Raw genomic sequence first — 25,637 nt, 5'->3', positions numbered from 1 at the left:
GAATCCGCTCGGTCGACCGACGGCTCGTTCCGTCGGCGTCCTGATGAGCCGAAGGCAAGAGTAGGAAGACGAGCAGCCCGCCCGATAGAAGTCGCAGGGCGGACATAGAAGAGAACCGGCGGAACCTGCGGGCGCGAGACAGCGGATTGCAGGCGATGCGCGAGGTCACGCGCTCGTCCGAGCCGCAGCCGTCCCGTGCGGTGCGGTCGCTTTCAGGTGCTCGATCGACGCGGTGATGGCTTCGAAGACGTCGCCCTCGACGTGGTCGAACTCGACGACCGGGATGCACGCGTCCGGTGCGGCCGCGAGGGCCGCGTCGTTCGCGAGGCTGCCCGAACCGAGTGCGCACTGCGTGAGGGACGCAGGGTCGTCGTCGCCACCGGCGGCGAAGACGTCGACCGCAACCGCGGCGTCCTTGAGGTGCAGCGCTTTCACGCGCGAGCCGAGCCGCTCGACGAGCGCCAGCACGTCCTGCCCCGCCGCCGCGGCCCAGTAGACGTCGAGCTCGAGCGCGACGCGCGCGTCGAGCAGCGAGACGAAGTGCTCGTACGCGGTCAGGTCATCGACGAGGTGATGGAATTCTAACGAGTGGTTGTGATAGCCGACGACGAGCCCCTCTGCGTCGGCCATCTCGACGATCGAGTTCATCCGGTCGGCGGTCCGGGCGATGTCGTCGGCGGTTCGCCAGCGGTCGGCGGAGACCATCGGGTCGATCAGGATGCCGGCGCCGAGCGCCCGCGCCGCCGCGAACGCGGCGGCCACGGGTGGAATCGGCACGTCTCGGCCGGCGAACGGCAAGGTGTCCAAGAGCAGCGGCGCGTGCGCGGTCAGGATATCGAGGCCGTTCGCCGCGGCAGCGGCTGCCAGCTCGGCGGGCCGGTCGTAGACGGAGAAGGGTTCGATCGCCTGCGCCCCGGCCTCTGCCAGCCGACGGAATGTCGCGTCGACGTCTCCGAGATCGTGGCGGAGCGAGTAGAGCTGGACCGCGATCGGCGCCGCGGTCGCCCTCGTCATCAGATGGTCTCGCCGGCGTCGGCGAGCAGGGTGCTGCCGGTCATGATGGTGGCGAGGTCGCTCGCGGCGAAGAGGACCACGCGGGCGATGTCGTCGGGGGTGCCGACGCGCCCGATCAGGCTCTGCGACATGGCGGAGGGCAAGTTCGAGGCGTCGATGCCGGCGTCGCCCATCGCGGCGAGGGCGGCTGCAGCAGCGGCCATGTTGCCCTCGGTGGGCACGAACGTGGGCGCCACGCCGAGCACGCGGATGCCCCCGGGCGCGAGCTCGAGCGCCATCTGCTTCGTCATGCCGCGGACGGCGTGCTTCGAGCCGACGTATGCCGCGAGCCCGGGTGCGGTGCCGCGGAACCCGGCCGTGGAGATGACGTTCACGATGACGCCGCCCTCGACCATGCGGCGGGCCGCTTCACGGGCGCCGTTGCGGACGCCGCGGGTGTTCACGGCGAACACGTGGTCCCACTGCTCGTCGCTCATGTCGAGCACCGATGCGCTCGGGAAGACGCCGGCGTTGTTCACCCAGATGTCGATGCCGCCGAACGCATCCACGACCTTCGTCGCCGCGGCCTCGACCGATGCCGAGTCGGCGACGTCCATCCGCACGCCGATGACGTCGGCGCCGCGCGCCTCGGCGATGCCGGTTGCGGCGGACTCCGCGGCCTCGAGGCCGAGATCGGCGATCGCGACCTGAGCGCCCGCCTCCGCGAGGCGGCCGGCGATGGCACGGCCGAGGCCCTGCGCACCGCCCGTGACGACCGCCCGGCGTCCGTGGAGTGAGAGGAGATCCGCGATCGCGACCGCGGAGACGTCGGCGAATGCCCCGGTCATGCCGCCACCTCCGCCGACTCGAGCGCGTTGCGTCGTGCGACCTCGCCGAGCCAGGCGAGGCTCGGCTTCGGCGAGCGGACGAAGGTGTCGCGGTCGACCGCGATCAGCCCGAACGTCGGCTCCCAGTGGCCCCACTCGAAGTTGTCGAGCAGCGACCAGTGCAGGTAGCCGCGCACGTCGATCCCGTCGGCGATGGTGCCGAGCAGCCCCTGCAGGGCTTCAGCGGTGTAGCGGATGCGCTGCGCGTCGTCGGCGGTCGCGATGCCGTTCTCGGTGATCAGGATCGGGGTGTGCTCGCTGACCTCCCACGCGTGGCGCACGGCCATCGCCAGCGAGTCCGGCCGGAACGAAGTCCCGACGAGCGTGTTGTCGGGTGCGGGCGGGTGCGGCACGAGGCCGTTCGCGTCGACCTGCTGGCTCGAATAGGCCTGCACGCCCACGAAGTCGTCCCCGCGGCTGCCCTCCCAGTACACGTCCTCCTTGCCGGAGCGGATCTGCAGGAGCTTCTCCTCGCCCCCCGGCGCCGCGGTGAGTGCGCCGGCGGCGATCGTCCAGCCGACCTTGGCGCCGGTGCGTGCGCGGACGATCGCTCGCGCTGCGTGGTGGACACGGGTGAACATGCGACCGATCTCGGGGTCGGCGTACGTGAGGAACTCGCTGTGGGTCTGCTTCTTCTCGTGGTCGCCATCGGCCTCGACCGTGGGACTGGTCCACTCACCGCCGGATGCCGCGAGGTGGCGCATCGCGGTCATGATCGCGGCCTGCATGTTCGGCTCGTTCATGGTCGCGACCCACTCGACGCCGTCGAGGATCGTGCAGGCCTGCTCGACATAGGCGCAGAACAGGTCCTGGGCTTCGGGGCCGTCCCAGCCGCCGAGCGCGGCGAACCACTGCGGAGTGGTGAAGTGCTGCAGCGTCACGACCGGCGTCACGCCGAGCTCGAGACAGAACTCGATCATCCGGCGGTAGTGCGCGAGCTCCGCTTTCGAGAAGTACCCGCGGACCGGTTCGATCCGCGACCACTCCAGGCTGAACCGATACGACGTGAGCCCGGCGTCGGCGAGCAGCCGGATGTCCTCGCGGTAGCGATGGTAGCTGTCGACGGCGTCGCCGGAGAGCTCCATTCCGGGCATCATCTGTTCGCGCGCCCACCAGTCGCTGTTGACGTTGTTGCCCTCGATCTGGTGGCCGGCGGTCGCGGCGCCCCAGAGGAATCCGTCGGGGAAGGTGGTCATGAGGTGGTCCTCTCGTTCGTGGTGTGGTTCACGTGCTGGAGTCGGATGCCGCGGCGGATGTCGCGGCTCTGTTCACGCCGGTGCCGGTACCGCGGTGGGAACGGCCGCGGATGCCTCGAACCGCCCGGCGCCGATCCGGTACTCGGTGCCGTCGGGCATGATCACGCGGGACGTGGTGCCCGAGGGAATCTCGGCGGTCAGGTGCATTCGTTCGCCATCGATGCGCCAGTCGACGGTGATCGATCCTTGGGGGCCCTCGTGCGTACCGCGAGCCCAGGTGACGCCGCCCCCGGGAACGGGCGCGATGACGACCCGCTCCCACGCGATCGAGTCGTCCTCCTGGCGGAGCCCGAGCGTGTGGGTGTGCAGGAAGCGCATGGCCGCGCCCTTGCTGTAGTGGTTCAGGGATTCGTGGGCGTCCCCGTGCTCGTCGATGCCCTCCCAGTCCTCCCAGATCGTGGTGGCGCCGCGGTCGAGCATGTATCGCCACGACGGCGCGGTGCGCTGCTGCAGGAGCTCGTACGCGACATCCGCCCGGCCGCCGTCGGCGAGCACCGGGAGCAGGTCGCCGGTCGCGAGGAAGCCGGTGCCGACGTGGGTGCCGGCATCACGGATCAGTTCGACGAGGCGGTCGATCGACCGTTCGCGGAGGTCTTCCGGGATGAGCCCGAATGCGAGGGCGCGGACGTAGGAGGCCTGGGTGTCGATCGAGGTGGTGCCGTCGGCGCGCAGGTAGGCCTGGCGCCAGGCGTCGGCGACCCGGTCCGCGATTGCCGCGTATCTGCGGGCCTCACTCGCGCGGCCGAGGATCTCGGCGATTCGCGCGAGGGTCGCGGTCGACCGGTGCAGGTAGGCGGTGCCGACCTCGCCCTTGTCGGCCATGAACCAGGCCATCGGGTCGTGCTTGATCGGGTCGATGCGGGTGCCGTCGGCGTCGCGCTGCTTGGGCTCCGTCCATTCACCCCAGTGGAACGTACCGTCCCAGAGGTATTGCTCGAATGGCTCCGGTTCGAGCGTGGCCTGCACGCGGGCGTGGTGGCGAGTCGTGCGCGCCTGCTCGAGCGCCCACTCGACCCAACGGACCATCGCGTCGACGTTCTCGGCGAGCACCTGCTCGTCCCCGTAGGCGACGTACAGCTCCCAGGGGACGGCGACGATCGCGTCACCCCATCCGGAGGAACCGGTCATCATCGCGAACTGGTCGTCGAGGTGACGCTTGATGCGTCGACCGTCGGGCGAGAAGTTCGCGATGCGACCGTCGTCGAGTTGGTCGTCGCGCACCGAGCGCAGCCACTTGCGGCTGAAGCCGTGCACGTCGTAGAGGCGCGTCGCGGTGGGAGCGAAGACCTGGTAGTCGCCGGTCCAGGCCAGCCGCTCGCGGGTCGGGCAGTCGGTTGGGACGTCGACGGCGTTGCTGCGGAAGCTCCAGTCGGCGAGGTCGTGCAGGCGGTTGAGCTCGTCGTCGCTGCACGTGAACGTGCCGGTGCGCGCGAGGTCGGTGTGGACGTTCCGCATCTCGACCGAACCGGCATCGACGGGCTCGCAGTCGGTGCGGGTGATCCGGGCGTATCGGAACCCGTGCACGGTGTGCCGTGGCTCGAAGACGCTGCCGGCCTCCCCCGCGATGACCTCGTCGCGCTGGACGAAGACGATTGGCGCCTCGCCAGGTCGTTCCGAATCCAGGTGGGAGGTGCTGACGTCTCCGTCACGATCGAGGGCCTCGCCGTACTCGATGACGGTGCGGGCTCCCGGCAGGCCGAGGTCACGCAGTCGGATCCATCCGGAGGCGTTCTGGCCGAAGTCCGCGATCCACGCCCCGCCCGGGAGCCGCCGAAGCTCCTGCGGGGTCCGGGTCTCGATGACGCGGACCGGCGGTGCGGGCGACCAGTCGATGGCGGGCGCGTCCACGACGTCGACCAGCACCGGCACGGCGTCGGCCGCGGGCGCGGAGAGGTCGAGCGTCTGCCCGTCCATCAGGTCGGCCCTGGTGATCGCCGAGCGGGCGCTCGTCCAGCTCGCATCGCTCCGAACGACCTGCCGGGTGCCGTCGGCGAACTCGAGGTGCAGTTCCACCCGGGCGCCGAGGGTCGTCCCCCATCCGGCGGGCAACCGGAACGCGCCGACCTGCCCGCGATACCAACCGTCGGAGAGGATGATCTCGATCCGGTTCTTCCCCGTGCGCAGCGACTCCGTCACGTCGGCGGCCTGCGCGTAGAGCGTCCGGTCGTACGACGTCGAACCTGGCGCGAGCTCGCTCGTGCCGGCACGTTCGCCGTTCACGCTCGCCGTGTAGACGCCGAGTGCGGTGCTGTACAGCCGCGCACTGACGACGTCGCCGTCGACGTCGAAGGTTCCGGCGAGCACGTGCGCCGGCCGCTTCCCGTATCCGGCATCATCATCCGAGCCGAGTGCCGGCTCGACCGGCGAGATCCACGACGCCGACCAGTCGGCGTCCAGCAGGCCCGATTCGAAGGCCGTCCACTCCGACCAGTGCGCGTCGGGCCCGGCAGCGCGCACGCGCCACCGCACCCGTTGCCCGCTGCCGAGCGCACCGAACGGCCACCGCACCAGGCGCCGCCCGGTCGCCACTGCGAGGATCGGCTCACCACCGTCGATCTCCGCCTCGACGAGATAGGCAGAGCGGATGTCCCGATCCACCGGGTCCTTCCAGGAGAGCCGCGGCGCAGGGCCGGTGACGGAGAGTCCGTCGCCGCCGCTGTCCACGCCGAGGTCGTAGGGTGCAGTGCGCATGGTCGTTCGATTCCCGTTCGAAGCTGCAGGTCGTGCGTCGGGCGAGTCGATCCGCTACCGGATCGACTTCACCTTCAGCAGGATGATGAGGCCACCGACGAGGGCGAACACGCCCCCCGCGAGATACAGCAGGGTGTAGTTCTTCTCGCCGCCGACCGCACCGAGGGTGATCACCACGCCGGCGACCATCGGAGCGATCGCGCTCGGGATCTTCTGGGCGAACTGGATGACGGCCATGTAGCGGCCCGCCTCGTTGCGCTCCGGGATGATCGCGTACACGATCGCCTGGTCGACGGTCGCGAAGACGGCGATCGACAACTGCATGACGACCGCACCGGCGATGATCTGCGGGAGCGTCCACGCCGTGGCCTCGAGGACCGCGCCGGCCACGAAGAGCACCGCGGCGATCATCACGAACAGGCGCCGGCGCTGCAGCTTGTCGGAGAGGAACCCGCCGACCAGCGCGCCGATCGTCGCAGCGAGTACGCCGACCAAGCCGACGGTGGCGACCACGCCGGCGACTTCGCGAACCGGCATGTCGAGGCGCTGTGCGTAGAAGAAGGTGCCGAACGTGGTGTTGAAGTACAGGCCGATGAAGAAGATGAAACGGCCGAGCCAGTTCCACGCGAAATCCGGGTACTTGCGGATGCTGAAGCCGTAGCTCTTGAACACCGACGTGGCGGTGACCTGCGTCGACGGCGCCAGGTCCTTCGAGCTGCCCTCGGGCTTCACGAGGGGGAAGAGGACGATCAGCACGGCGCCGATCACACCCGGGACGACGAACACGAGGAAGGTGCTCGACGAGACGGCATAGGCGACGCCGATGCCGAGCACGGGCGCGATCTGGGTCATCAGGCCGGTCAGCGCCGAGACACGACCACGCTGCTGCTCGGGCAGCTTGTCGGCCTGCAGCGTCTGCAGCGCCGCTCCAGCGATCGACCAGCCCACCATGCCGAAGACCCAGCCGGCGCCGACGATGAGGAGGTTCGGTGCGAGACCGATGATGACGAGACCGACCAGGCCGATGCCGGTGCCGAGGAAGAGGAACGGCGCCCGTCGACCGAATCGCGACCTGGTTCGGTCGCTCCAGATGCCGACGAGCGGGCTGATCACCAGGTAGGCGACCTGGGCGATGCCCGTGATGTACCCGAGGACCTCTTCATGGCCCGGCGCGAGCTCCGTGATCCGAACCGCGATGCCATACGACAACGGCACCATCATCGCCATCGACGCGCCGAAGCTCGCCAGCATGAGCCAGAAGATGTATCCCTTGCTCATCGGCTGCGTCGGTTCGGCGTCAGAGCCGACTGCGCCACCCGCGCCACCCGCGCTCTCGCGCAACGGGGCATCCAGGTCGGACTGGGGGGCGATGCCGACCGGCACGTTCGTTGCGATGCCGGCGGCGCTGAGCTGCTCCGCGTTCGGCTGGTCCTTCGTCACCGTTGACTCCTTATCGGGGTGAATCCGATCACGCGATCGTACGCGCAATCGAGCTGGGCAACCACCCAAAAGTAACCACCGTGGTTACATGACCGCAACTGTAACCATATCGGTTACTATTGGCAAGTCCGGAGGCATCCGAGGCACCTGCCAGACTGGGTTGGTGGATCATCGAACAGGGGACGAGATGAATGGAACGACGGCCGTCGCGCCGACGGATCGCTCATCGGTTGCCGTCCCCGATACCGAAACGCCGGCGGCATCGCGCTCACCGCGGCCCTCGCGTCGCGGCCCGTACTCCAAGACGCCTGCCAGACGCGCCGAAATCGTCCGCGCCGCGCTCGCGAGCTTTGCGGAACATGGCTACGAACGAGCGTCCCTCCGCGACATCGCCGCGCGGGCCGACGTCACGCATGCAGCGTTGCTCCGCCACTTCGCCAGCAAGGACGACCTCCTGCTCGCCGCACTCGCCCAACGCGATCTCGACGACGAAGAATTGGCGCACCGCATCATGCAGTCGCGGGTTCCCGCCGAGCGTGTACTGTCCAGCGTGCTCGCAGACGAGTTCGCCCATCCTGAACGCCAGCGGAACTGGCTCGCGATCACCGTCGCGGCGACGAACCCGGACCATCCCGCGCACGAATTCTTCATCGCCAGACGCGAACGGATGCGCTCGCATCTCTCAAGCGGACGCCTGCCGACGGCGAAGGACGGCGAGGAGATCACGGCCGACGAGAAGGTCACCATGATGATGGCCATGATGGATGGCCTTCGAATCCAGGCGCTCCTCGACCCGACCCGCCCAACGCTTCCACTCCTCGAAACCTTCATGCGACTGCTCGTCACCGACGACGACCAGGAGTGAACTTCGGCAAGCCGACTCGAGCGCCCTAGATCGTTCGAAACGACATGCAGTGTTTCGATCTAGATCCCTGATCAGAAGGCTTTTTGTAGGGCGGACGGGACTTGAACCCGTGACCGATGGATTATGAGTCCACTGCTCTGACCGGCTGAGCTACCGCCCCTCGCGGCGCCTCACTCGGGGAGTGCTGCGGGCGCGACATCCGTGACCGGATCGGTCACCGGCTTTCCACGATACAGGCTCTCGAACGTCGAGATCGTGCGCTGGATGTCGTGCGCCGCGATCAGCCGGAGGGAGCCCTCCTTGAGGGTGCGGTACTCCTCGGGCGACGCCTCGAGCACCGTGCGGAGCTTGGCCGCGAGGTCCTCGGGGTTGCTCGGCTCGAACAGGTAGCCGTTCTCGCCGTCGTGCACGAGGTGCGGCAGCGCCATGGCGTTGGCGGCGACGACGGGCAGCGCCGAGGCCATGGCCTCCATCGTCACGATGCTCTGCAGCTCGGCGATCGACGGCATGGCCAGCACGGATGCGCGGTGGTACGCCTCGCGAAGTTCGTCGTCGGTGACGTAGCCCGTGAAGGTGACGCGGTCGGCGATGCCCAGTTCGGCGGCCATGTGCTGCAGGTTGCGCATCTGGTCTCCGCCGCCGACGATCTCGACCTTCGCGTCGACCTCGGCCGGGAGCAGCGTGACCGCGCGGAGCAGCACGTCGATCTGCTTCTCACCGGTGACGCGGCCGACGAACAGGATGCGGTTCTCGGTGCGCGGAGACCAGTCGGGCGAGTACTTGTGGGCGTCGATGCCGCACGAGATCGCGTGCACGCCGCGCAGGCCGGTGTGCTTCTCGAGGAACTGCGAGGCCCGGCGCGTCGGCGTCGTGACCGCCTCGGCGCGGCCGAACGTGCGGCCCGCCGCCTTCCACGCGAGACCGACGGCCCACTCCTGCCACGCCTTGGGCAGCAGGGTGAACTCCAGCATGTTCTCGGGCATGAAGTGGTTGGTGCCGATGATGCGGATGCCGCGCTTCTGCGCCTCGAGCGACAGGCCGCGGCCCACGATGATGTGGGACTGGAAGTGCACGACGTCGGGCTTCACCGCGTCGATGACGCGCGAACTGTTCTGCTTGATGCGCCACGGGAGCGCGAACCGCAGCCAGTCATGCGGGTACCAGCGCCAGCTGTAAAGCCGGTGCGCGGTGATCTCCTGACCCTCGTGCACCTCCTTCCACGTGCCGTGCTTGCGATTCGCGGCGGGGGCCATCACGTGCACGTCGTGCCCGCGCTCGACCAGTCCGGCGGCGAGGCGCTCGGCGAAGCGGGCGGCGCCGTTCACGTCGGGCGCGAAGGTGTCGGCGCCGATCAGGATCGTGAGCGGACGTTCCGTCTCCGCGCCGTCGGTGCCGGCGGGGGCAATCGCACCGGGTGTGTCAGACACGTGGCGTGGTTCCTCACAGTTCTGGGATGGAGGCGATCGGCCTCGATGAGTGGTCGTCCTGGGGGTCACCCTCGCGGACTGAATCCGAACATAGTCTACGCATCGACGTCTGCGCGTCGGCGGCCGCGCATGTCGCGACGGCGGTCAGAGCCGGGTCTGCGGGTGGTTGCGGGCGAGCATGAACACGCCCCACACGGCGATCACGCCCGCGAGGAGGAACACCAGGTTCGCCCAGAGCGGGGCCTGCGACGCCTCGCCGAGCACGACGATGCCGATCACGACGGCCACCATCGGGTCGACCACCGTCAGTCCGGCGATCACGAGGTCGGGAGGCCCGGTCGCATAGGCGTTCTGCACGAAGTACGCGCCGAGCGCCGTGGCGAGGAGCAGGCCGAGCAGGCAGGTCCAGGTGAGCCATTCGACCTCGCCCTGCTCGATGCGGCCGAGCACGACCTTGGCGAGCGTCGCCACGAAGCCGTAGAGCACGCCCGCCATGATCACGTAGAAGATGGCACGGATGCGGCGGCGGAGCAGCCCGAACGCGACGCCGGCCAGGGCGAGCACGACGGCGAGGATGATGAGGATCGTGACGAGCTGCCGATCGGTCACGGGGTTGTCGACGGCTGTGAAGGCGGCGACGCCCACGAAGAGGAACACGCCGCCGACGCACATGACGATCGCGGTGATCGACTTGCTGTTCAGCTTCACGTGGTTCAGCCGCGAATTCAGGATCGACGTGATCACCAGCGCGATCGCCCCGAGCGGCTGCACCACGATGATGGGGGCGAAGTAGAGGCTGCCGAGCTGGAACATGATGGCCAGCCCGAGCATGAGCGTGCCCACCACCCACGACGGGCGCGCGAGCAGCAACGCGAGCTGCTTGCCGTTCAGCCCCTTGCCGAGCGAGTCGACCGTGCGCGCCTCGACCTTGACCACGCCCCGGTGCTGGAACTGGGCACCGAGCGAGAGGAACACCGCGCCGACGAGGGCCAACGGGATTCCGATGAACGACGTGGGGTCGAGCGCGATCTGCTCGGAGAGGTCGCTCAGGTCCGGATCCACGCATCGACCCTACCGGGTCGGCCGCCGATATCCTTGGCGAATGGCCGTCCTCCCCATACGCATCTCCGGCGACCCCGTGCTGCACTCCCCCGCCCTTCCCGTCGAGACCATCGACGACGACCTCCGCTCCCTCGTGCGCGACCTCTTCGAGACGATGGATGCCGCGCCCGGCGTCGGCCTCGCCGCCCCGCAAGTTGGCGTGCCGCTGCGGCTCTTCACGTACGGCTGGACCGACGAGGCCGGCACGAAGTGGCGTGGCGTCGCGATCAATCCCGAGCTGTGGATCTCGCCGCCGCCCGCGGGCGAGCCCGATGAGGACGAGGAGTCCGAGGGGTGCCTGTCGTTCCCCGGGGAGCGGTTCGGGCTGCGCCGCGCCGAGCGCGCGATCCTGCGCGCCACCGACCTCGACGGCGAGCGGTTCGAGATCGAGGCCGAGGGCTGGCTGGCACGCATCTTCCAGCACGAGTACGACCACCTCGACGGCACCCTCTACGTCGACCGGCTCGGCGAACGCGATCAGCGCATCGCCGCGAAGATCGCGCGCAAGCTGGGCTGGGGCAAGCCCGGGGTGTCGTGGATGCCGGGCGTCGACCACCTCGAGGACTGAGCCGCGACGCTCACGTGAAGGCGCGGATGCCCGCCGCGACGAGCGCGGCCACGATCACCACCACGAGGAACGGCACGCGCATCGCGAAGAGCGCCGCCGCGACGATGATCGCCGGCACCCGGGCGTCGACGACGATCGCCTGACCGGCGCCGAGGGTCTGCACGGCGATGAGCGCCGCGAGCAGCGCGACGGTGAGCAGGTCGGCGATGCGGGCCGGACGCTCGCGTTCGAGGAGCCCCGCCGGCACCAGGTAGCCGCCGAGCTTCAGCGCCAGTGTGGCCGCCGACGCGATGAGGAGGACGTGCCAGGTGGTCATGCGCGGCTCCGCCTCGAGAACAGGTCGAACCAGCCCACGAGCACGGCCACCAGCGCCGCGACGAGTACCGGCAACCCGGGCGTGAGCACTGGGGTCGCCAGCGTCGCGACGACCGCCGCAGCCACCGCGACCGCGCCCGCCTGGAACCGCTTGAGCCGGGGCCACAGCAGGCCGAGGAAGGCGGCCGCCGCCGCGGCATCCAGGCCCCACGCCCTCGTGTCACCGAGGGCGTCGCCGATGAGGGCGCCCGCGAGCGTCGTCAGGTTCCATCCGACGAAGATGACGAGCCCGGTCGCCCAGAAGCCGAGCCTGGCCGCCCGATCGCTCGTCTGGGCGAGCGCGACCGCCGTGGACTCGTCGATCGTGATCCACGCCGCGGCGATGCGCTGCGCCAGGCTCCCGCGATCGACGATCGGCTTCATGCGCATGCCGTAGACGACGTTCCGGATGCCGAGGAGCGCCGCCGCGGCGATGGCCGAGCCGCCCGCGGCCACCCCGCCCGACGCGAGCACGCCGACGAGCGCGAACTGCGAGCCGCCGGTGAACATCACCAGGCTGAGGAAGCAGGTCTGCCACACGTCGAGCCCGGATGCCACCGCGAGCGCCCCGAACGAGATGCCGTACGCGGCCGTCGCGAGCCCGACGCCGACCCCGTCGCGCACCGGCGTGACCCGGCGCACGGGCTCGTCGTGCGAGCCATCGGCGACCGCCTCGTACTCCGGCACGAACCCCTCCCGAGTCGACGAAGGGCCGCCCGGATCGACCGGACGGCCCTTGTTGCTCCCCCACTTGGACTCGAACCAAGAACCTATCGGTTAACAGCCGATTGCTCTGCCAATTGAGCTATGGAGGATCGCTTGTTCAGCAGAGACACTCTAGCAAAGGGAGCCCCGGTCTCCCAATTCGAGGCCCCCTCGACAACGCCCGGGGACCGTCAGTAGCCCGCGGCAGGATCGATGCGACCCTCGAGCGGTCGCCCGGCCAGGAACGCGGCGACGTTGCGACGGACCCGCTCGGCGAAGAGCGGCACGACCATCGCCTCGGTGTCGGCGACGTGCGGGGTGATGATCGTGTTGGGCGCGGTCCACAGCGGATGCCCCGTGGGCAGCGGCTCGGGGTCGCTGACGTCCAGCCCGGCGCCGCCGAGGGCGCCCGACGCGAGGGCGGCAACCAGGGCGTCGGTGTCGACCACGGCGCCGCGCGCCACGTTCACGAGCACGGCGCCGTGCGGCATCCGTTCGAGCTCGCGCGCCCCGATGAGCCCGCGCGTCTCGCCCGTGAGCGCCGCCGCCACGAAGACGACCTCGGCGTGCTCGAGCGCCGGGCCCAGGTCGGCGACCCCGACCGTGCGCCACGCACCCTCGACCGGCTCGTCGCGACGGCGGACGACGGTGACGCGCACGCCGAACGGCGCCAGGAGCCGGAGGAGCTCGGTCGCGATGCCGCCGGCCCCGACGATGACCACGTCGGCGCCGAACAGGGTGCGGCCGCGCTCGTCGACGTCCCACTGCTCGGCGCGCACACGCATCGGCACCTCGCGCAGCACGGCGAGGGCCAGCATGAGGGCGTGCTCGGCGACGGGCTGCGCGTACGCGCCCTTCGCGCTCGTCCACGTGCGACCGTCGTCGCGGAAGCGGGCGAGCAGCGGCGCGAACGCATCGACTCCCGCCCACGGGAGCTGCACCCAGGCGACGCGCGGGTGCGCGTCGAGCGCGTGCTGCAGCGACTCCGCTCCGGATGCCGCGGTCCAGACGATCCCGCGGGTGTCAGGTCCGAGCGCCGCGACCGTGCCGCCTGCGGCGCGCACGGCCGCGGACACCACGGGGTCGCCATCGGGCAGCACGGCGATCGGGCCGGGCGACGCCGGACGCCAGGCGGGGCTCGTCGGCGGCTGGGAGCCCGAGACCACACGATGCGGACGACGCGGCGACGCGGCATCCGTCATGCCGTCGGACCGTCCTCCAGCTCGTCGATCACCGCATGGCCCGCGTCGAGGGCACCGGCGAGGGCCATCACGTAGGGATGGGCGGGATCGTGGAACACCTCGTCGATGGTGCCGAGTGCCGCGAGCTCCCCCTTGTCGAGCACCGCGATGCGATCGGCGGTGCGTCGCAGCACCGGCAGGTCATGGCTGATGATGAGCGCGGAGAACGAGTGGTGCTCGCGGTCGCGCAGCTCGCTGATGAGCTGCGCAACGGCGTCGCGCACGGTCAGGTCGATGCCCGCGGTCGGTTCGTCGGCGATCAGCAGCGACGGGCCGAGCACGAGCGCCTGGGCCAGGGCGACGCGCTGGCGCTGCCCCCCGCTCAGCTCGTAGGGGAACTTGTCGAGCATGCCGAGCGGGAGCCGCACGGCGTCGATCATGGTCGCCACCCGGGTCTGCAGGGCCTTGCGGTTGTACCGCCGGTCACGCTCGAGGATCGGCTCGGCCACGATCTCGGACACCGTGCGGTCGCGGGGCAGCATGGCGGCCGCATCCTGCGGGAGGTAGCCCACGTGGAACTGCAGCTCGGGCACCTTCCGTCGCGGCAGCGAACGGAGGCGATGTCCGAGCACCGTGGCCTCTCCCCCGGTGATGACGGGCCGCACCTCGGCCGACTGGGGATCGAACGCCACGCCCGAGAGCACCTTGGCGAGGGTGCTCTTGCCGCTGCCGGCGCTGCCGAGGAGCCCGAGCACCTCCCCCGGGTGGATGGTCAGCGTCAACCCGTGCAGGGCGACGTGCGCAGGGCTCGGCCCGTGCGACGGGTACTCGAGTGACAGGTCGCTCAGCACCACCGGGAAGCCGTGCGCCGCACCCCGCATCAGTCGGCCTCCCGGAGGCGCCGGAGCTCCTCACGCCGCTCAGCCTGCGCGGCCGGATCGGGCACGGGAAGCGAGGCGAGCAGGCGCTGCGTGTACGGGTCGACGGGCGAGCCGAGCACCTCGAGGCCGGTGCCCTCCTCGACGAGGCGGCCGTGGTACAGCACCGCGATGCGGTCGGCGACGAGGTCGACCACCGCGAGGTCGTGGCTGATGAAGAGCGACGCGAAGCCGAACTCGCGCTGCAGCTCGGCGAACAGCTCCAGCACGCGGGCCTGCACCGACACGTCGAGGGCCGAGGTCGGCTCGTCGGCGATCAGCAGCTCGGGCTCGAGCGCCAGCGACCGTGCGAGGCTCGCACGCTGGCGCTGGCCGCCGGACAGCTCGTGCGGGTAGCGGTCGCCGTAGGCCTTCGGCAGCTGCACGGCCTCGAGGAGCTCGTCGACCCGCGCGCGCGCCGCCCGAGGGTTCTTCGCACGGCCGTGGATCACGAGCGGCTCGGCGACGCACTCGGCGATCGTGAGGAGCGGGTTGAAGCTCGACGCCGGGTCCTGGAACACGAACCCGATGCGGCTGCGGAGCGGACGGAAGTCGCGCTCGCGGATGCCGTTCATCTCCGCGTCGAGCACCTTCAGCGATCCGCCTGTGACCTTCGTGAGGCCGGCGATCGCGCGGCCGATGGTGGTCTTGCCCGAGCCGGACTCGCCGACCAGGCCCAGCACCTCGCCGGGCCGGATGACGAGGTCGACGCCGCCCACGGCCTGGAACCCCGGACGGCCGAACCGTCCCGGGTAGGTGATCTCGAGGCCCTTCGCCTCGACCACCGCCGGCTGCTCCAGCCAGTTCGTCGGCCGCGCCGCGGCGCGCTCGGCGGCCTTCACGGTGCCGTGGCCCACGTACGGCACCGCCGCGAGGAGCTTCTTCGTGTAGTCGGCCTGCGGCGACGCGAAGAGCGTGTGCACGTCGGCCTCCTCGACCACCACGCCCTGGTACATCACGGCCACCCGGTCGGCGAGGTCGGCGACGACGCCCATGTTGTGGGTGATCAGCACGATCGCCGAGCCGAACTCGTCGCGGCAGCGGCGCAGCAGGTCGAGGATCTCGGCCTGCACCGTCACGTCGAGCGCCGTGGTGGGCTCGTCGGCGACGATGAGCCCGGGGTTGAGCACGAGCGCCATCGCGATGACGATGCGCTGCTTCTGGCCGCCGGAGAACTGGTGCGGGTAGTGGTCGATGCGCTCCTCGGGGTCGGGGATCCCGACGCGACCGAGGATGTCGATCGCCTTCGCGCGCGCCTCCTGCTTGGTGACGTCGCCGTGCGCGCGGAGTCCCTCCATGATCTGCCAGCCGATCGTGTAGACCGGGTTCAGGGCGGTCGACGGCTCCTGGAAGACCATTGCCACGTCGGTGCCGCGCACCTCGCGGAGCCGCTGCTTCGACACCGTGATGATGTCGCTCTCGCGTGTGCCCTCGCGGTTGGTGAGGATGACCGCGCCGCGCGTCGTCGCCGTCTCGGGCAGGAGGCCGAGGATCGTCTTCGCGGTCACGGTCTTGCCGCTGCCCGACTCGCCGACGATCGCGAGCACCTCGCCGCTCTGCACGGACAGCGAGACGTCGTCGACCGCCTTCACCGCGCCGGCGTCGGTCGCGAACGAGACGCCGAGGTTCCTGATGTCGACCACCGTGCTCATCGCTTGACCTCGATCCCGTGCTCGTCGAACGTCTCTCCGTCTTCGAGGCCGGCGAGTCCGCCGGGCCCCGCGTACAGTACGCCTCCGGGCACGACGGAGGTCTGCGCGACCTCGCCGGCCGCCTGCGCCACCCGGCGACGCCCGCGCAGGCGCGGGTCGGCCAGGTCGTTGAGGCTCTCGCCCACGAGCGTGATGGCCAGCACGGTGAACACGATGGCCAGGCCGGGGAACAGTGCCGTCCACCAGATGCCGCTCGTGACATCCGACTGCGCCTTGTTGAGGTCGTAGCCCCACTCGGCGGCCGCCGTCGGCTCGATGCCGAAGCCCAGGAAGCCCAGCGCCGCCATCGTGAGGATCGCCTCGGACGAGTTCAGCGTGATGATGAGCGGCAGCGTGCGCGTGGCGTTGCGGAAGACGTGCTTGAACACGACCCGCGAGTTCGAGGCGCCGAGCACCTTCGCGGACTCCACGAACGCCTCCGCCTTGATGCGCACCGTCTCGGCGCGGATCACGCGGAAGTACTGCGGGATGTAGACCACGGTGATCGCGCCCGCCGCGGCGAGCACGCCCGCCCACAGGTTGGACTGCCCGCCCGAGATCACGATCGACAGCACGATCGCGAGCAGCAGCGACGGGAAGGCGTAGATCGCGTCGAAGACCACGACGAGCACCCGGTCGACCCAACCGCCGAAGTAGCCCGCGTAGAGTCCCAGCGCCACGCCGATGAAGATCGACAGCAGCACCGCGATGATGATCACGAGGATCGCCGTCTGGGTGCCCCAGATCACGCGGGAGAGCACGTCGTAACCGCCGACCGTGGTGCCGAACGGGTGCTCGAGCGACGGCGGCTGCTGCGTGCCGAACGCACCCGCGTCGTTCTTGCGCTGCGCGAAGCCGTACGGCGCCAGCAGTGGCGCGAAGATCGCGCAGAGGATGAAGACGGCCAGCATGACGAGGCCGGCGACGAGCATGCCCCGCTGCAGGCCGACACTCTGGCGCAGCTGGTGCACGATCGGAAGCCGATCGCGGAGTCGTCGCTTCGGGACGACGGTGACGGATGCCGCGGTCATCTCAGTACCTCACCCTCGGGTCGATGTACGCCGCGATGATGTCGACGATGAAGTTGGTGATGGTGACGATCACGGCGAGGAGCACCACGATGCCCTGCACGGCCATGAAGTCACGCGACTCGATGAACTCGGCCAGGATGAAGCCGAGTCCCTTCCACTCGAAGGTCGTCTCGGTGAGCACCGCTCCCGACAGCAGCAGCGCGATCTGCAGGCCGATGACCGTGATGATCGGGATGAGCGCCGGACGATACGCGTGCTTGCGGAGGAGCCGCGACTCGGCGACGCCGCGCGAGCGAGCCGCGTCGACGTAGTCGGTCGTGAGGGTGCCGATCACGTTGGTGCGCACGAGGCGGAGGAAGATGCCGGCGGTCGCGAGGCCCAGGGCGATCGACGGGAGCACGGCGTGCATGAGCACGTCGCCGAGCACCGCGGGGTCGCCGGTCATCAGCGCGTCGATCGTGTAGAAGCCGGTCTTGTTCGGCAGGGTCTGCATCTGCAGCTCCGCGCTCACGCTGGCGCGGCCGGCGACCGGGAACCACTTCAGCCACACCGAGAAGATGAGCTTGAGCAGCAGGCCGGCGAAGAAGATCGGGATCGCGTACCAGAAGATCGCGAGCACCCGGTAGATCGCGTCCTGCGTCTTGTCGCGGTGGTAGGCGGCGAGCAGGCCGAGCGGGATGCCGACCGCGAACGCCACGATCAGGGAGTAGAAGACGAGCTCGAAGGTCGCGGGTCCATAGGTGGTGAGCACCTCGAGGACCGGCCGGTTCGTGGTCATCGTCGACCCGAAGTTGCCGGTCAGGATCTGGCCGAGGTACTCGAAGTACTGGATGAACAGCGGCCGGTCGTAGCCGGCCGCGGCTCGGAGTTCGGCGAGGGCCTCGGGCCCGAGCCGGCCGCCCTGCGCCGCGGTGATGGGATCACCGGTGGTGCGGGCGAGGAAGAAGACGAGCGTGACGAGGATGAAGATCGTCGGGAACATGAGGAGGAACCGAACGAGGACGTATCGTCCGAAGCCGCCTCCTTGCGATTTCGGCTTCGGACGCCCGGAAGCCGGGACGTCCTCCGTCGTTGGAACGGTGTCAAAAGTGCTCATGGGTTCCTCAGGGGTACAGGGGAACGGGGGCGACCCGCGGTAGCAGGTCGCCCCCGTCGTCGAGCTTCAACGACTCTAGTGCGGATCAGCCCTTGGAGAGCGCGCCGTAGCGGAACTTGAACGACGCGTCGAGCGTGTCCTCCGTGCCCTCGACGTCGCTGCCCACGACCGCGACCTGCGCGCCCTGCATGTACGGGATCGTCGACAGGTCGGCTGCGACCTTGTCCTGGATCTCGCCGATGAGCGCCGCGCGAGCCTCGGGGTCCGACGTGACGGCCTGCTCGAGGATCAGGTCGTTCACCTCGGGGTTGTCGTAGTGGTTCGACAGGAAGTTCTCCGTCAGGAAGAACGGCGTGAGGTAGTTGTCGGCGTCCGAGTAGTCGGGGAACCAGCCGAGCTGGTAGGCCGGGTACAGGTCGGCGACGCGGTCCTCGGAGTACTGGACCCACTCGGTCGACTGCAGGTTCACGGTGAACAGGCCGCTCGACTCGAGGTTGTCCTTGATGATCGCGTACTCGTCGCTCGACGACGGTCCGTAGCGCTCGGCCACGTACTGGATCGAGATGTCGAGCGGCGTGGTGATGCCGGCCGCCTCGAGCGTGGCCGCCGCCTTGTCGGCGTCGGGCGCGCCGTTGCCGTCGCCGTAGAGGTCCTTCAGGGCCTCGTTGGCGCCGGTCAGGCCCTCGGGAACGTACGAGTACAGCGGCGTGAAGGTGCCCTTGTAGACGTCCTCCGAGATCGCGTCGCGGTCGATGAGGTCGGCGATGGCCTGGCGGACGGCGAGCGCCTTCGCCGGGTCCGCCTCGGCGGTGGTGGCGCCGAACGGCATCGTGTTGAAGTTGAAGACCAGGTAGCGGATCTCGCCGCCGGGGCCGTCGACGACCTTCACGTTGTCGTTGCCGCGCAGGTCTTCGATGTCGGTCGCGCTCAGCGTGCGGTGCGCGACGTCGATGTTCCCCTCCTGCACGTCGAGCTTCAGGTTCGAGGCATCCGTGTAGTACTTCACGTTGACCGTGTCGGTCTTCGCCTCGCCGAGGATGCCCTGGTAGTCGGGGTTCGCCTTGTACGAGATCAGGTTGTTGAAGTCGTAGCTGTCGATGACGTACTGGCCGGCGAACGCGTTGCCCGCGACGATGTCGTCGTCGGAGGTCAGCGAGTCTGCCGAGAAGACGTCCTCGTCGACGATCGGGCCGACCGGGCTCGACAGGATCTGCGGGAAGATCTGGTCGTTCTCCGACTTCAGCGTGAAGACGACGGTGGTGTCGTCGACCGCCTCGACCGAGTCGAGGTTGTAGAGCAGCGACGACGGGCCGTTCTCGTCGGCGATCGCGAGCTGCCGGTCGAACGTGAACTTCACGTCGGACGAGGTGAGGTCGTTGCCGTTGGCGAACTTGAGGTCGGGCTTCAGCGTCACCGTGTACTCGGTGGGGCTGGTGAACTCGGCGGACTCCGCGATGTCGGGCTCGACGTCGGGGCTGCCGTAGGGGGTGTTGAGCAGGAACGGGTACACCTGGTTCATCACGGCGAACGAACCGTTGTCGTACGAGCCGGCCGGGTCGAGCGCGGTGACCTGCTCGGTGGTGCCGATGGTCAGCGTGCCACCGGATGCCTCGCTGCTGCCGCCGCCGCCGGCGGTGCAGCCGGCGAGTGCGAGGGCGGCCACGGAGGCACCGGCCACCGCGATGAGGGCGCGGTTCCGGTTCGTGGATGCGGATGTCATATCCGTCTACCTCTTCCTATGGGAGTTCGGCTCGACCTTCGGAAGGCGGATGCCGAGTTGGTGGGACCGGCGCGTTCGGGGTCCGCATGCGGGCGTGGAACGGGTCGCTCGTCGTCCGCCCTCGAGACGAGGACGGGCCACCCCGCCGCTCTGCTGCGAGCGGGAGGACCCTTCAAGAGGTAGCACGGCGGACTGGAGCGGGAACTCAACGTTATCGGACCGTAATGCTCGGAAATCCTGACGGGTAACCGTCGGAATTCGCCACGCGTCGATTCGGCGCGGCGGCCTGTCGCTCCCGCCCGCGCCGATGGAAGGATCCATGGACATCGCTTTCCCAGCGGATGCAATGCCGCATCACAGGAAACGGTGCACGCGGGCGCATCGCCCCGCGGGAGACGACATGGAGGTTGCAGTGGCACGACGAGATCACCGACCCAGAACCGCGACGAGGCGAGCCTCGCTCGCCGTCGCCGCCGCCGCGGGCGTCATCACGCTCGCGACGGTGTCGAGCGGCACCGCGATGGCGGCACCTCCCGACTCCTTCGACCCCTCCGTGCTCGGCCCGGTCGACCCGCAGTCCTGGGAGAACATGGACGACATGACCTGGGACGACTACGTCGCCGTTCCCGGCACCGACTGGGCCAACGACATCGAGGGCTCGGAGCGGCAGTTCAACGGCGCGATCGTGCTCGTCGACTTCGAGAACCAGCCCTTCCTCGTCACCCAGCCCGAGGGCGCGCACGCGTTCGGCGACCCGTCGGGTCTCGCGAACGGCCTCGCTCGCGAGGACGTGCCGCAGTTCTACCTCGACCTGCTCAACAAGCCCAGCGAGCTCAACCACGGTCGCACCATCAACGAGTACTGGATGGAGCAGTCGGGCGGCCGCCTCAGCGTGCAGATGCAGGCGTTCGGGCCGTACCAGCTTCCCGGCAACATCGAGGAGTACGGCCTGAACGACTCGTTCAACAAGCCGAACGCCGCGTTCTGCCCGCAGGGCGAGTCGTGCGACAAGAACATCCGCACCGACGCGCTGGCGCTCTGGGGCGCCGACATCGGCAGCGCCGACCCGCTCACCCAGTTCGACCAGGTGTTCTACGTCACTGCCGGCCACGACGAGTCATCGACGTGGGAGGAGTTCGGGCAGATGCTGTTCGAGCACCCCGAGGACGTGACCGACGACTTCGGGCCGCCGCGAGATGAGAACGGCGTCGCGCTCGACCAGAACGGCGCTCCCATGGCGAACTGGGCGAAGACCCGCTACGTCCCGTGGACCTCGTGGGCCGCCGCGGTCAACCACTGGCCGAACGCGAACTCCCCCAGGAACGGCCGCGCCGGCAACTCCACGCAGGCGGAGTCGTCGGGCATGGGCACCTACGCCCACGAGTTCTCGCACATCCTGGGCATCGCCGACAACTACGGGAACCCGTACGGCACGGAAGCCGCCGACGGCGGACCCCTGCGTGACACGAGCGGTCCATTCGACATCCTGGCACGAGGCACGTTCAACGGGCCCGGTGGCACCCATGAGCGCTGGAGCGTCCCGTCGGTCGCCGGCGGATCGCAGCCCTCGGGCGTCGGCCTCCGCAACCGCATCAACCTCGGGATCATCGACGAGGCGAACTACCTGAACCTTCAGGAGAGCGATCTCGACGCGCTCGGCTCGGTCGTCACCAGGGTGGTCTCCCGCGCGGTCATGCGCCCGGGCGAGCTGACGGGCATCAACCTCGTCTTCGACAAGCCCACGGCAGCGGCGGCGGATGACTCGACGGGCACCTGCACGCGCCAGGCGAAGTACGACTGCGACGGCGGGTCGTTCGACAACTACACCGTGGAGGTCATCGACCGGATGGGCACGGACTCGTTCCAGCCCGACCACGGCGTGATGATCGCCAAGACGAAGAACCAGGACCGCAACCCGTTCATCTGGACGATCGACGCGAATCCGCAGGACATCGCGACGGTCGACTACGTGCGGCCCGACGGCACCCCGATCATGATCACGCGGGGCGACCAGCGCCAGCTGAACGATGCGCTGTTCCACGCCGGCAACGACTCGGGTTCCGAGTACGAGTACGTGGACGCCGCGAACGGACTGCACTTCTACGTCCTGAACGTGGAGCGCGACGCCGAGGGCATCCTCGCCTACGACGTGGCCGTGCGCTCCACGGTGAGCGCCGGACCGCAGGCCCGCGGGATCGACCTCGGCACCGCGACGGTGAAGGGCAACCTCGCCGCCATGCACGGCCAGGCCCAGGCGAACGGCACCGCGATCGCACAGTGCCTCGTGCCGCTCACGAACACGGGCACGGCCGTCGAGGACCCGAAGGCGAACAGCGACATCTACCGTCTGGCGACCTCCGTCGAGGGACGCGGATGGTCGGTGACGACGCCGAGCAGCATCGTGGCGGCGGCGGCGGGCTCGACGATCGAGCTGCCCGTCTACGCCTCCCGCGGAGCCGACGCCGACCGCGACGCGACCGTCACGGTCACGGCGACGTCGGAGAACGACCCGTCGAAGACCGAGACGATCACCTGCGAGCTCGACGCTCCGGGCAAGGCCCGGTAGTCGCTCGCACCGAGTGGGGCACGCGGAGCGGGACGACCTCCCGTTCCGCGTCGCCCCGTTCGGCGTCACGCGGGCTCCGCGCGAGCCCGTACGATCACACGACACGACACGACCCGACCCGACCCGACACGACGCCCGGCCGATCGGCGGGCAGGAGGAGGCCACGTGAGGTTCCGGCCCATCCACCGCCCTGCGTTGCTCGCCGCGACGATCCTGTCGGTCGCAGCGCTCGCCGGGTGCGCCGGCACGACCGCCGGCGCCGGCGATGACGAGCCGGGCGGCCTGCAGCTCGTCGTCCGCGACGGCCACCTCCGGGAGCTCGGCGCCGCATGCTCCGGAGCGCGGCCGTACCTCGGCATCCACAAGGGCGCCGAACTCGCCCTCCACGACGACGAAGGCCGCCAGGTGTTCGCCGCGGTGCTCGGCGACGGCGAGGCCGTGAAGGTCGACGACATCGACTACGGCACGGCCCCGCGCATCCCCACCTTCTGCCGGTTCTCCCTGGGAACCGCGGAGCTTCACGACGGGACGCAGTACGCCGTCAGCATCGACGGACAGGTCGTCGCCGAACACGAGGCGGATGCCGCTGACCCGATGGTCTTCGTGCCGGCACTCGCCGACCCCACCATCGAAGGAACCGAATGACCTCCCTCCGCCGAGTCGCCACGGTCATCGCCGCCGCTGCCCTGGCCCTCACCCTCGCCGCGTGCACGTCCGAACCACGGGGTGGTGCAGCCCGACTTCCCGGCGACCTCCCCGAGGGCACGTCGTTCGCCTCCAACGCGGAGGCCCCCGCTGCCCCATCGCTCGAGGGCCGTCTGGTCGACGGCACGGAGGTGGACCTGGACGTCCTCGCGGCTGGGCGTCCGCTCATCGTGCAGTTCATGGCCAGCTGGTGCTCCACGTGCGCCGGCCAGCAGGGGGTGCTCACCGACGTCGCCTCCGAGTACGGCGAGGCCGTGGCGATCGCCCAGGTCTCGGGCGACACCGACCCCGAAGCGCTCGCGACCTACCTCGACGACCAACAGGTGGGCGACCCCGTCGTGCTCGATCCCGACCTGCAGATCTGGCGCGCCTACGCCGTGACCGAGCCGCCCATGACCGCGCTCATCGACGCCGACGGGCATCTCGTGAAGCTCTGGCCGGGCGGCGCCGACGCCGGGAAGATCGGCGAGCAGCTCGAGCAGATGGTGTCCCGCGCAGGCTGAGCGAGGCGCGTCCCGTCAGTCGCCCCGAAGGGCCCGGCGATCGCGCTCGAGGTCGACGAGGGCGTGCTGGAGCGCGGTGTACGTCGCCGTGTCGGCGCGATCCGCACGCTGGAGCCGGCCGAGCAGCTCGGACTTCTGCCGCAGGAGCTCCCGGTCGACGAGCGCGCTCACCACCCCCGTGACGTAGGCCGCGAGTTCGGCCTCGCTGCGCTGCGGCACCGGCGCGACGGCGAGCTGGTGCACGATGCCGCTGAACGGCGCGGGCACCTCCTCGACGACCCGGTCGACGCGGATGGCGGGCTCGGGTGACGCGAGCACGGATGCCACGGCGTCGCGGACGACCGCGAGCGTCGCGTTGCCGAACCGGCAGTCGATCGCGTGGCGGAGCAGGTCGGCGCCGACCGCGTCGGGGTACTGCAGGATGACCTGCAACGCGTCGCGCTCGAGCCGGGTCGACGGGTCGTTCGGCAGGTCGGTGATCGAGAACGGGCGGGTCGGAGCATCCGCTGCCGCGGCGTGGTCACGCGGCGAACCCTGCTGCCCGTTGCCCGGCGCCGCCGAAGCAACCGATCCGCGTCGGTCGCCGCCCGCGGCGGTGCCCTTGGGGCGTGACGCCGCCGATCGCACGGCCCGCTCGACCTCGGCGAGCTCGAGGCCCAGCATGCGCGCGAGCTCGCGCGTATATCCGGGGCGCAGCGCGGGGTCGCGGATGTCGGCGACGGCCGGCGCCGCGGCCCGCAATGCGGACACCCGCCCCTCGACCGTCTCGAGGTCGTAGCGCGCAACCGTGTGGCGGATCACGAACTCGAACATCGGCGTGCGCGTGTCGACGAGGGATCGCACGGCGGCATCGCCGCGCGCGAGCCGCAGGTCGCACGGATCGAGCCCGTCGGGCGCGACCGCGACGAACGTCTGGGCCGCGAAGCGCTGCTCCTCGGCGAAGGCGCGCATGGCGGCCTGCTGCCCGGCCGCGTCACCGTCGAACGTGAAGACGACCTCGCCGATGCCCGAGTCGTCGCCGAGCACCCGCCGCAGCACCTTGATGTGGTCGACGCCGAACGACGTGCCGCACGTCGCGATCGCGGTGGTGACCCCGGCGAGGTGGCACGCCATCACGTCGGTGTAGCCCTCGACGACCACGACTCGGTGCGTCTTCGCGATGTCGCGCTTGGCGAGGTCGAGGCCGTACAGCACCTGTGCCTTGTGATAGATCGCCGTCTCGGGGGTGTTCAGGTACTTGGGGCCCTGGTCATCGTCGAGGAGCCGTCGCGCCCCGAAGCCCACGGTCTGTCCGGTCACGTCACGGATGGGCCACACGAGCCGGCCGCGGAACCGGTCGTACACGCCGCGGTCGCCCTGCGAGACGAGGCCGGATGCCGCGAGCTCCTCGGTCGTGAATCCCCGCCCCTTGAGGTGGTCGGTCAGTGCGTCCCAGCTCTTGGGCGCGAAGCCCACGCCGAACCTGCGGGCGGCCTCGGCGTCGAATCCGCGCTCCCCGAGGAACCGGCGACCGACCTCGGCGTCGGGTGCGCCAAGTCGCTCGACGAAGAACTCGGCGGCGGCCTGGTTGGCGGCGAGCAGCCGCGCCCGGTTGCCGTGGTCGGAGGCCTGCCCGCCGTCTTCGTAGTGCAGTTCGAGCCCGACGCGGCCGGCAAGACGCTCGACCGCCTCGGTGAACGAGACGTGGTCCATGCGCTGCAGGAACGAGTAGACGTCGCCCGATTCGCCGCATCCGAAGCAGTGGTAGTAGCCGAGCTGCGGACGCACGTGGAAGCTCGGGCTGCGCTCGTCGTGGAAGGGGCACAGCCCCTTCAGGGAGCCGACGCCCGCGGACTTGAGGCTCACGTGCTCGCCGACGATGTCGGCGATGTTGGTGCGGGCCTTGACCTCTTCGACATCGCTCTGTCGAATGCGGCCCGCCATGGCTCTCATCCTAGTTC

General features: G+C 69.8%; 21 protein-coding genes and 2 tRNA genes. 5 read left to right on the top strand and 18 right to left on the bottom strand.

Annotated features, from left to right (window positions below):
- Positions 1–165: 165 nt before the first annotated feature.
- The 5 genes from AC1DZA_RS12250 to AC1DZA_RS12230 all read right to left on the bottom strand — a co-directional run bounded on the left by AC1DZA_RS12250 (position 166) and on the right by AC1DZA_RS12230 (position 7,267).
- Entirely contained in the window at positions 166–1,014 is an 849-nt protein-coding gene (locus AC1DZA_RS12250; protein WP_476772944.1) for a sugar phosphate isomerase/epimerase family protein, read from the bottom strand.
- Positions 1,014–1,841: an SDR family NAD(P)-dependent oxidoreductase gene (locus tag AC1DZA_RS12245; RefSeq protein WP_476772943.1), complete on the bottom strand. Its 828-nt coding sequence runs from the start codon at positions 1,839–1,841 to the stop codon at positions 1,014–1,016. Before AC1DZA_RS12245 ends, AC1DZA_RS12250 begins: the two co-directional genes overlap by 1 nt.
- Entirely contained in the window at positions 1,838–3,076 is a 1,239-nt protein-coding gene (locus AC1DZA_RS12240; RefSeq protein ID WP_476772942.1) for a glycoside hydrolase family 1 protein, read from the bottom strand. The genes AC1DZA_RS12245 and AC1DZA_RS12240 overlap by 4 nt, the downstream gene beginning before the upstream one ends.
- 72 nt (positions 3,077–3,148) lie before the next feature.
- On the bottom strand, positions 3,149–5,827 hold the full coding sequence (locus tag AC1DZA_RS12235) for a family 78 glycoside hydrolase catalytic domain (protein ID WP_476772941.1): 2,679 nt from the start codon (positions 5,825–5,827) through the stop codon (positions 3,149–3,151).
- A 54-nt stretch (positions 5,828–5,881) separates the two neighbouring features.
- Complete coding sequence (locus tag AC1DZA_RS12230) at positions 5,882–7,267, bottom strand: MFS transporter (protein ID WP_476772940.1); 1,386 nt, start codon at positions 7,265–7,267, stop codon at positions 5,882–5,884.
- 163 nt (positions 7,268–7,430) lie between these two features.
- Between AC1DZA_RS12230 and AC1DZA_RS12225 the strand changes: the two genes are divergently transcribed.
- Entirely contained in the window at positions 7,431–8,132 is a 702-nt protein-coding gene (locus tag AC1DZA_RS12225) for a TetR/AcrR family transcriptional regulator (protein ID WP_476772939.1), read from the top strand.
- Positions 8,133–8,218: 86 nt separating this feature from the next.
- Here the strand turns inward: AC1DZA_RS12225 and AC1DZA_RS12220 are convergent.
- The 3 genes from AC1DZA_RS12220 to AC1DZA_RS12210 all read right to left on the bottom strand — a co-directional run bounded on the left by AC1DZA_RS12220 (position 8,219) and on the right by AC1DZA_RS12210 (position 10,621).
- A tRNA-Ile gene (locus AC1DZA_RS12220) sits at positions 8,219–8,292 on the bottom strand.
- A 10-nt stretch (positions 8,293–8,302) separates the two neighbouring features.
- Positions 8,303–9,559, bottom strand: coding sequence for a glycosyltransferase (locus AC1DZA_RS12215; RefSeq protein WP_476772938.1), 1,257 nt, complete (start codon positions 9,557–9,559; stop codon positions 8,303–8,305).
- Between the two features lie 144 nt (positions 9,560–9,703).
- Positions 9,704–10,621, bottom strand: coding sequence for a DMT family transporter (locus tag AC1DZA_RS12210; RefSeq protein ID WP_476772937.1), 918 nt, complete (start codon positions 10,619–10,621; stop codon positions 9,704–9,706).
- 40 nt (positions 10,622–10,661) lie between these two features.
- Between AC1DZA_RS12210 and def the strand changes: the two genes are divergently transcribed.
- Positions 10,662–11,228: a peptide deformylase gene (def, locus tag AC1DZA_RS12205; protein ID WP_309978320.1), complete on the top strand. Its 567-nt coding sequence runs from the start codon at positions 10,662–10,664 to the stop codon at positions 11,226–11,228.
- 10 nt (positions 11,229–11,238) lie between these two features.
- On the opposite strand, the gene AC1DZA_RS12200 is transcribed toward def, so the two are convergent.
- The 9 genes from AC1DZA_RS12200 to AC1DZA_RS12160 all read right to left on the bottom strand — a co-directional run bounded on the left by AC1DZA_RS12200 (position 11,239) and on the right by AC1DZA_RS12160 (position 19,923).
- Positions 11,239–11,544, bottom strand: a complete 306-nt coding sequence (locus AC1DZA_RS12200; protein ID WP_309978319.1) for an AzlD domain-containing protein — start codon at positions 11,542–11,544, stop codon at positions 11,239–11,241.
- Positions 11,541–12,224 (bottom strand): AzlC family ABC transporter permease, encoded by a 684-nt coding sequence (locus AC1DZA_RS12195; protein WP_476773034.1) that lies wholly within the window; start codon positions 12,222–12,224, stop codon positions 11,541–11,543. The genes AC1DZA_RS12200 and AC1DZA_RS12195 overlap by 4 nt, the downstream gene beginning before the upstream one ends.
- Before the next feature lie 100 nt (positions 12,225–12,324).
- Positions 12,325–12,397: transfer RNA gene (locus AC1DZA_RS12190), tRNA-Asn, on the bottom strand.
- Positions 12,398–12,478: 81 nt separating this feature from the next.
- On the bottom strand, positions 12,479–13,489 hold the full coding sequence (locus AC1DZA_RS12185; RefSeq protein ID WP_476772936.1) for a D-isomer specific 2-hydroxyacid dehydrogenase family protein: 1,011 nt from the start codon (positions 13,487–13,489) through the stop codon (positions 12,479–12,481).
- Positions 13,486–14,349: an ATP-binding cassette domain-containing protein gene (locus AC1DZA_RS12180; RefSeq protein WP_309978315.1), complete on the bottom strand. Its 864-nt coding sequence runs from the start codon at positions 14,347–14,349 to the stop codon at positions 13,486–13,488. Before AC1DZA_RS12180 ends, AC1DZA_RS12185 begins: the two co-directional genes overlap by 4 nt.
- A complete protein-coding gene (locus AC1DZA_RS12175; protein WP_476772935.1) occupies positions 14,349–16,037 on the bottom strand; it encodes a dipeptide ABC transporter ATP-binding protein in 1,689 nt (562 codons plus the stop codon). The genes AC1DZA_RS12180 and AC1DZA_RS12175 overlap by 1 nt, the downstream gene beginning before the upstream one ends.
- The gene (locus AC1DZA_RS12170; protein ID WP_476772934.1) at positions 16,034–17,107 is read right to left on the bottom strand and encodes an ABC transporter permease; all 1,074 of its coding nucleotides are present in this window, start codon (positions 17,105–17,107) and stop codon (positions 16,034–16,036) included. The genes AC1DZA_RS12175 and AC1DZA_RS12170 overlap by 4 nt, the downstream gene beginning before the upstream one ends.
- Position 17,108: 1 nt before the next feature.
- Positions 17,109–18,203 carry an ABC transporter permease gene (locus AC1DZA_RS12165; RefSeq protein ID WP_476772933.1) on the bottom strand — a complete coding sequence of 365 codons (1,095 nt, stop codon included), beginning with the start codon at positions 18,201–18,203 and terminating at the stop codon, positions 17,109–17,111.
- 85 nt (positions 18,204–18,288) lie between these two features.
- Positions 18,289–19,923 carry an ABC transporter substrate-binding protein gene (locus AC1DZA_RS12160; protein ID WP_476763176.1) on the bottom strand — a complete coding sequence of 545 codons (1,635 nt, stop codon included), beginning with the start codon at positions 19,921–19,923 and terminating at the stop codon, positions 18,289–18,291.
- Between the two features lie 412 nt (positions 19,924–20,335).
- On the opposite strand from AC1DZA_RS12160, the gene AC1DZA_RS12155 reads away from it, so the two are divergent.
- From AC1DZA_RS12155 to AC1DZA_RS12145, 3 genes are all read left to right on the top strand, one after another.
- Positions 20,336–22,489 (top strand): metallopeptidase domain-containing protein, encoded by a 2,154-nt coding sequence (locus tag AC1DZA_RS12155; protein ID WP_476772932.1) that lies wholly within the window; start codon positions 20,336–20,338, stop codon positions 22,487–22,489.
- 165 nt (positions 22,490–22,654) lie between these two features.
- Positions 22,655–23,134 (top strand): hypothetical protein, encoded by a 480-nt coding sequence (locus AC1DZA_RS12150; RefSeq protein ID WP_476772931.1) that lies wholly within the window; start codon positions 22,655–22,657, stop codon positions 23,132–23,134.
- Entirely contained in the window at positions 23,131–23,697 is a 567-nt protein-coding gene (locus AC1DZA_RS12145; RefSeq protein ID WP_476772930.1) for a TlpA family protein disulfide reductase, read from the top strand. Before AC1DZA_RS12150 ends, AC1DZA_RS12145 begins: the two co-directional genes overlap by 4 nt.
- 15 nt (positions 23,698–23,712) lie before the next feature.
- Here AC1DZA_RS12145 and dnaG read toward each other — a convergent pair whose 3' ends face one another.
- The gene (gene dnaG, locus AC1DZA_RS12140; protein WP_476772929.1) at positions 23,713–25,620 is read right to left on the bottom strand and encodes a DNA primase; all 1,908 of its coding nucleotides are present in this window, start codon (positions 25,618–25,620) and stop codon (positions 23,713–23,715) included.
- Positions 25,621–25,637 lie beyond the last annotated feature (17 nt).

The sequence above is a fragment of the Agromyces sp. P2_B3 genome (assembly GCF_056404815.1).
The sequence above is the reverse complement of the archived record's forward strand: the minus strand, read 5'-3'. Positions and strand labels throughout refer to the sequence as shown.

Bases quoted from the DNA above. Each gene is read 5' to 3' on its own strand.
- AC1DZA_RS12250 (WP_476772944.1), bottom strand. From the start codon at position 1,014: ATGACGAGGGCGACCGCGGCGCCGATCGCGGTCCAGCTCTACTCGCTC.
- AC1DZA_RS12245 (WP_476772943.1), bottom strand. From the start codon at position 1,841: ATGACCGGGGCATTCGCCGACGTCTCCGCGGTCGCGATCGCGGATCTC.
- AC1DZA_RS12240 (WP_476772942.1), bottom strand. From the start codon at position 3,076: ATGACCACCTTCCCCGACGGATTCCTCTGGGGCGCCGCGACCGCCGGC.
- AC1DZA_RS12235 (WP_476772941.1), bottom strand. From the start codon at position 5,827: ATGCGCACTGCACCCTACGACCTCGGCGTGGACAGCGGCGGCGACGGA.
- def (WP_309978320.1), top strand. From the start codon at position 10,662: ATGGCCGTCCTCCCCATACGCATCTCCGGCGACCCCGTGCTGCACTCC.
- AC1DZA_RS12200 (WP_309978319.1), bottom strand. From the start codon at position 11,544: ATGACCACCTGGCACGTCCTCCTCATCGCGTCGGCGGCCACACTGGCG.
- AC1DZA_RS12185 (WP_476772936.1), bottom strand. From the start codon at position 13,489: ATGACGGATGCCGCGTCGCCGCGTCGTCCGCATCGTGTGGTCTCGGGC.
- AC1DZA_RS12180 (WP_309978315.1), bottom strand. From the start codon at position 14,349: ATGCGGGGTGCGGCGCACGGCTTCCCGGTGGTGCTGAGCGACCTGTCA.
- AC1DZA_RS12175 (WP_476772935.1), bottom strand. From the start codon at position 16,037: ATGAGCACGGTGGTCGACATCAGGAACCTCGGCGTCTCGTTCGCGACC.
- AC1DZA_RS12170 (WP_476772934.1), bottom strand. From the start codon at position 17,107: ATGACCGCGGCATCCGTCACCGTCGTCCCGAAGCGACGACTCCGCGAT.
- AC1DZA_RS12165 (WP_476772933.1), bottom strand. From the start codon at position 18,203: ATGAGCACTTTTGACACCGTTCCAACGACGGAGGACGTCCCGGCTTCC.
- AC1DZA_RS12160 (WP_476763176.1), bottom strand. From the start codon at position 19,923: ATGACATCCGCATCCACGAACCGGAACCGCGCCCTCATCGCGGTGGCC.
- AC1DZA_RS12145 (WP_476772930.1), top strand. From the start codon at position 23,131: ATGACCTCCCTCCGCCGAGTCGCCACGGTCATCGCCGCCGCTGCCCTG.
- dnaG (WP_476772929.1), bottom strand. From the start codon at position 25,620: ATGGCGGGCCGCATTCGACAGAGCGATGTCGAAGAGGTCAAGGCCCGC.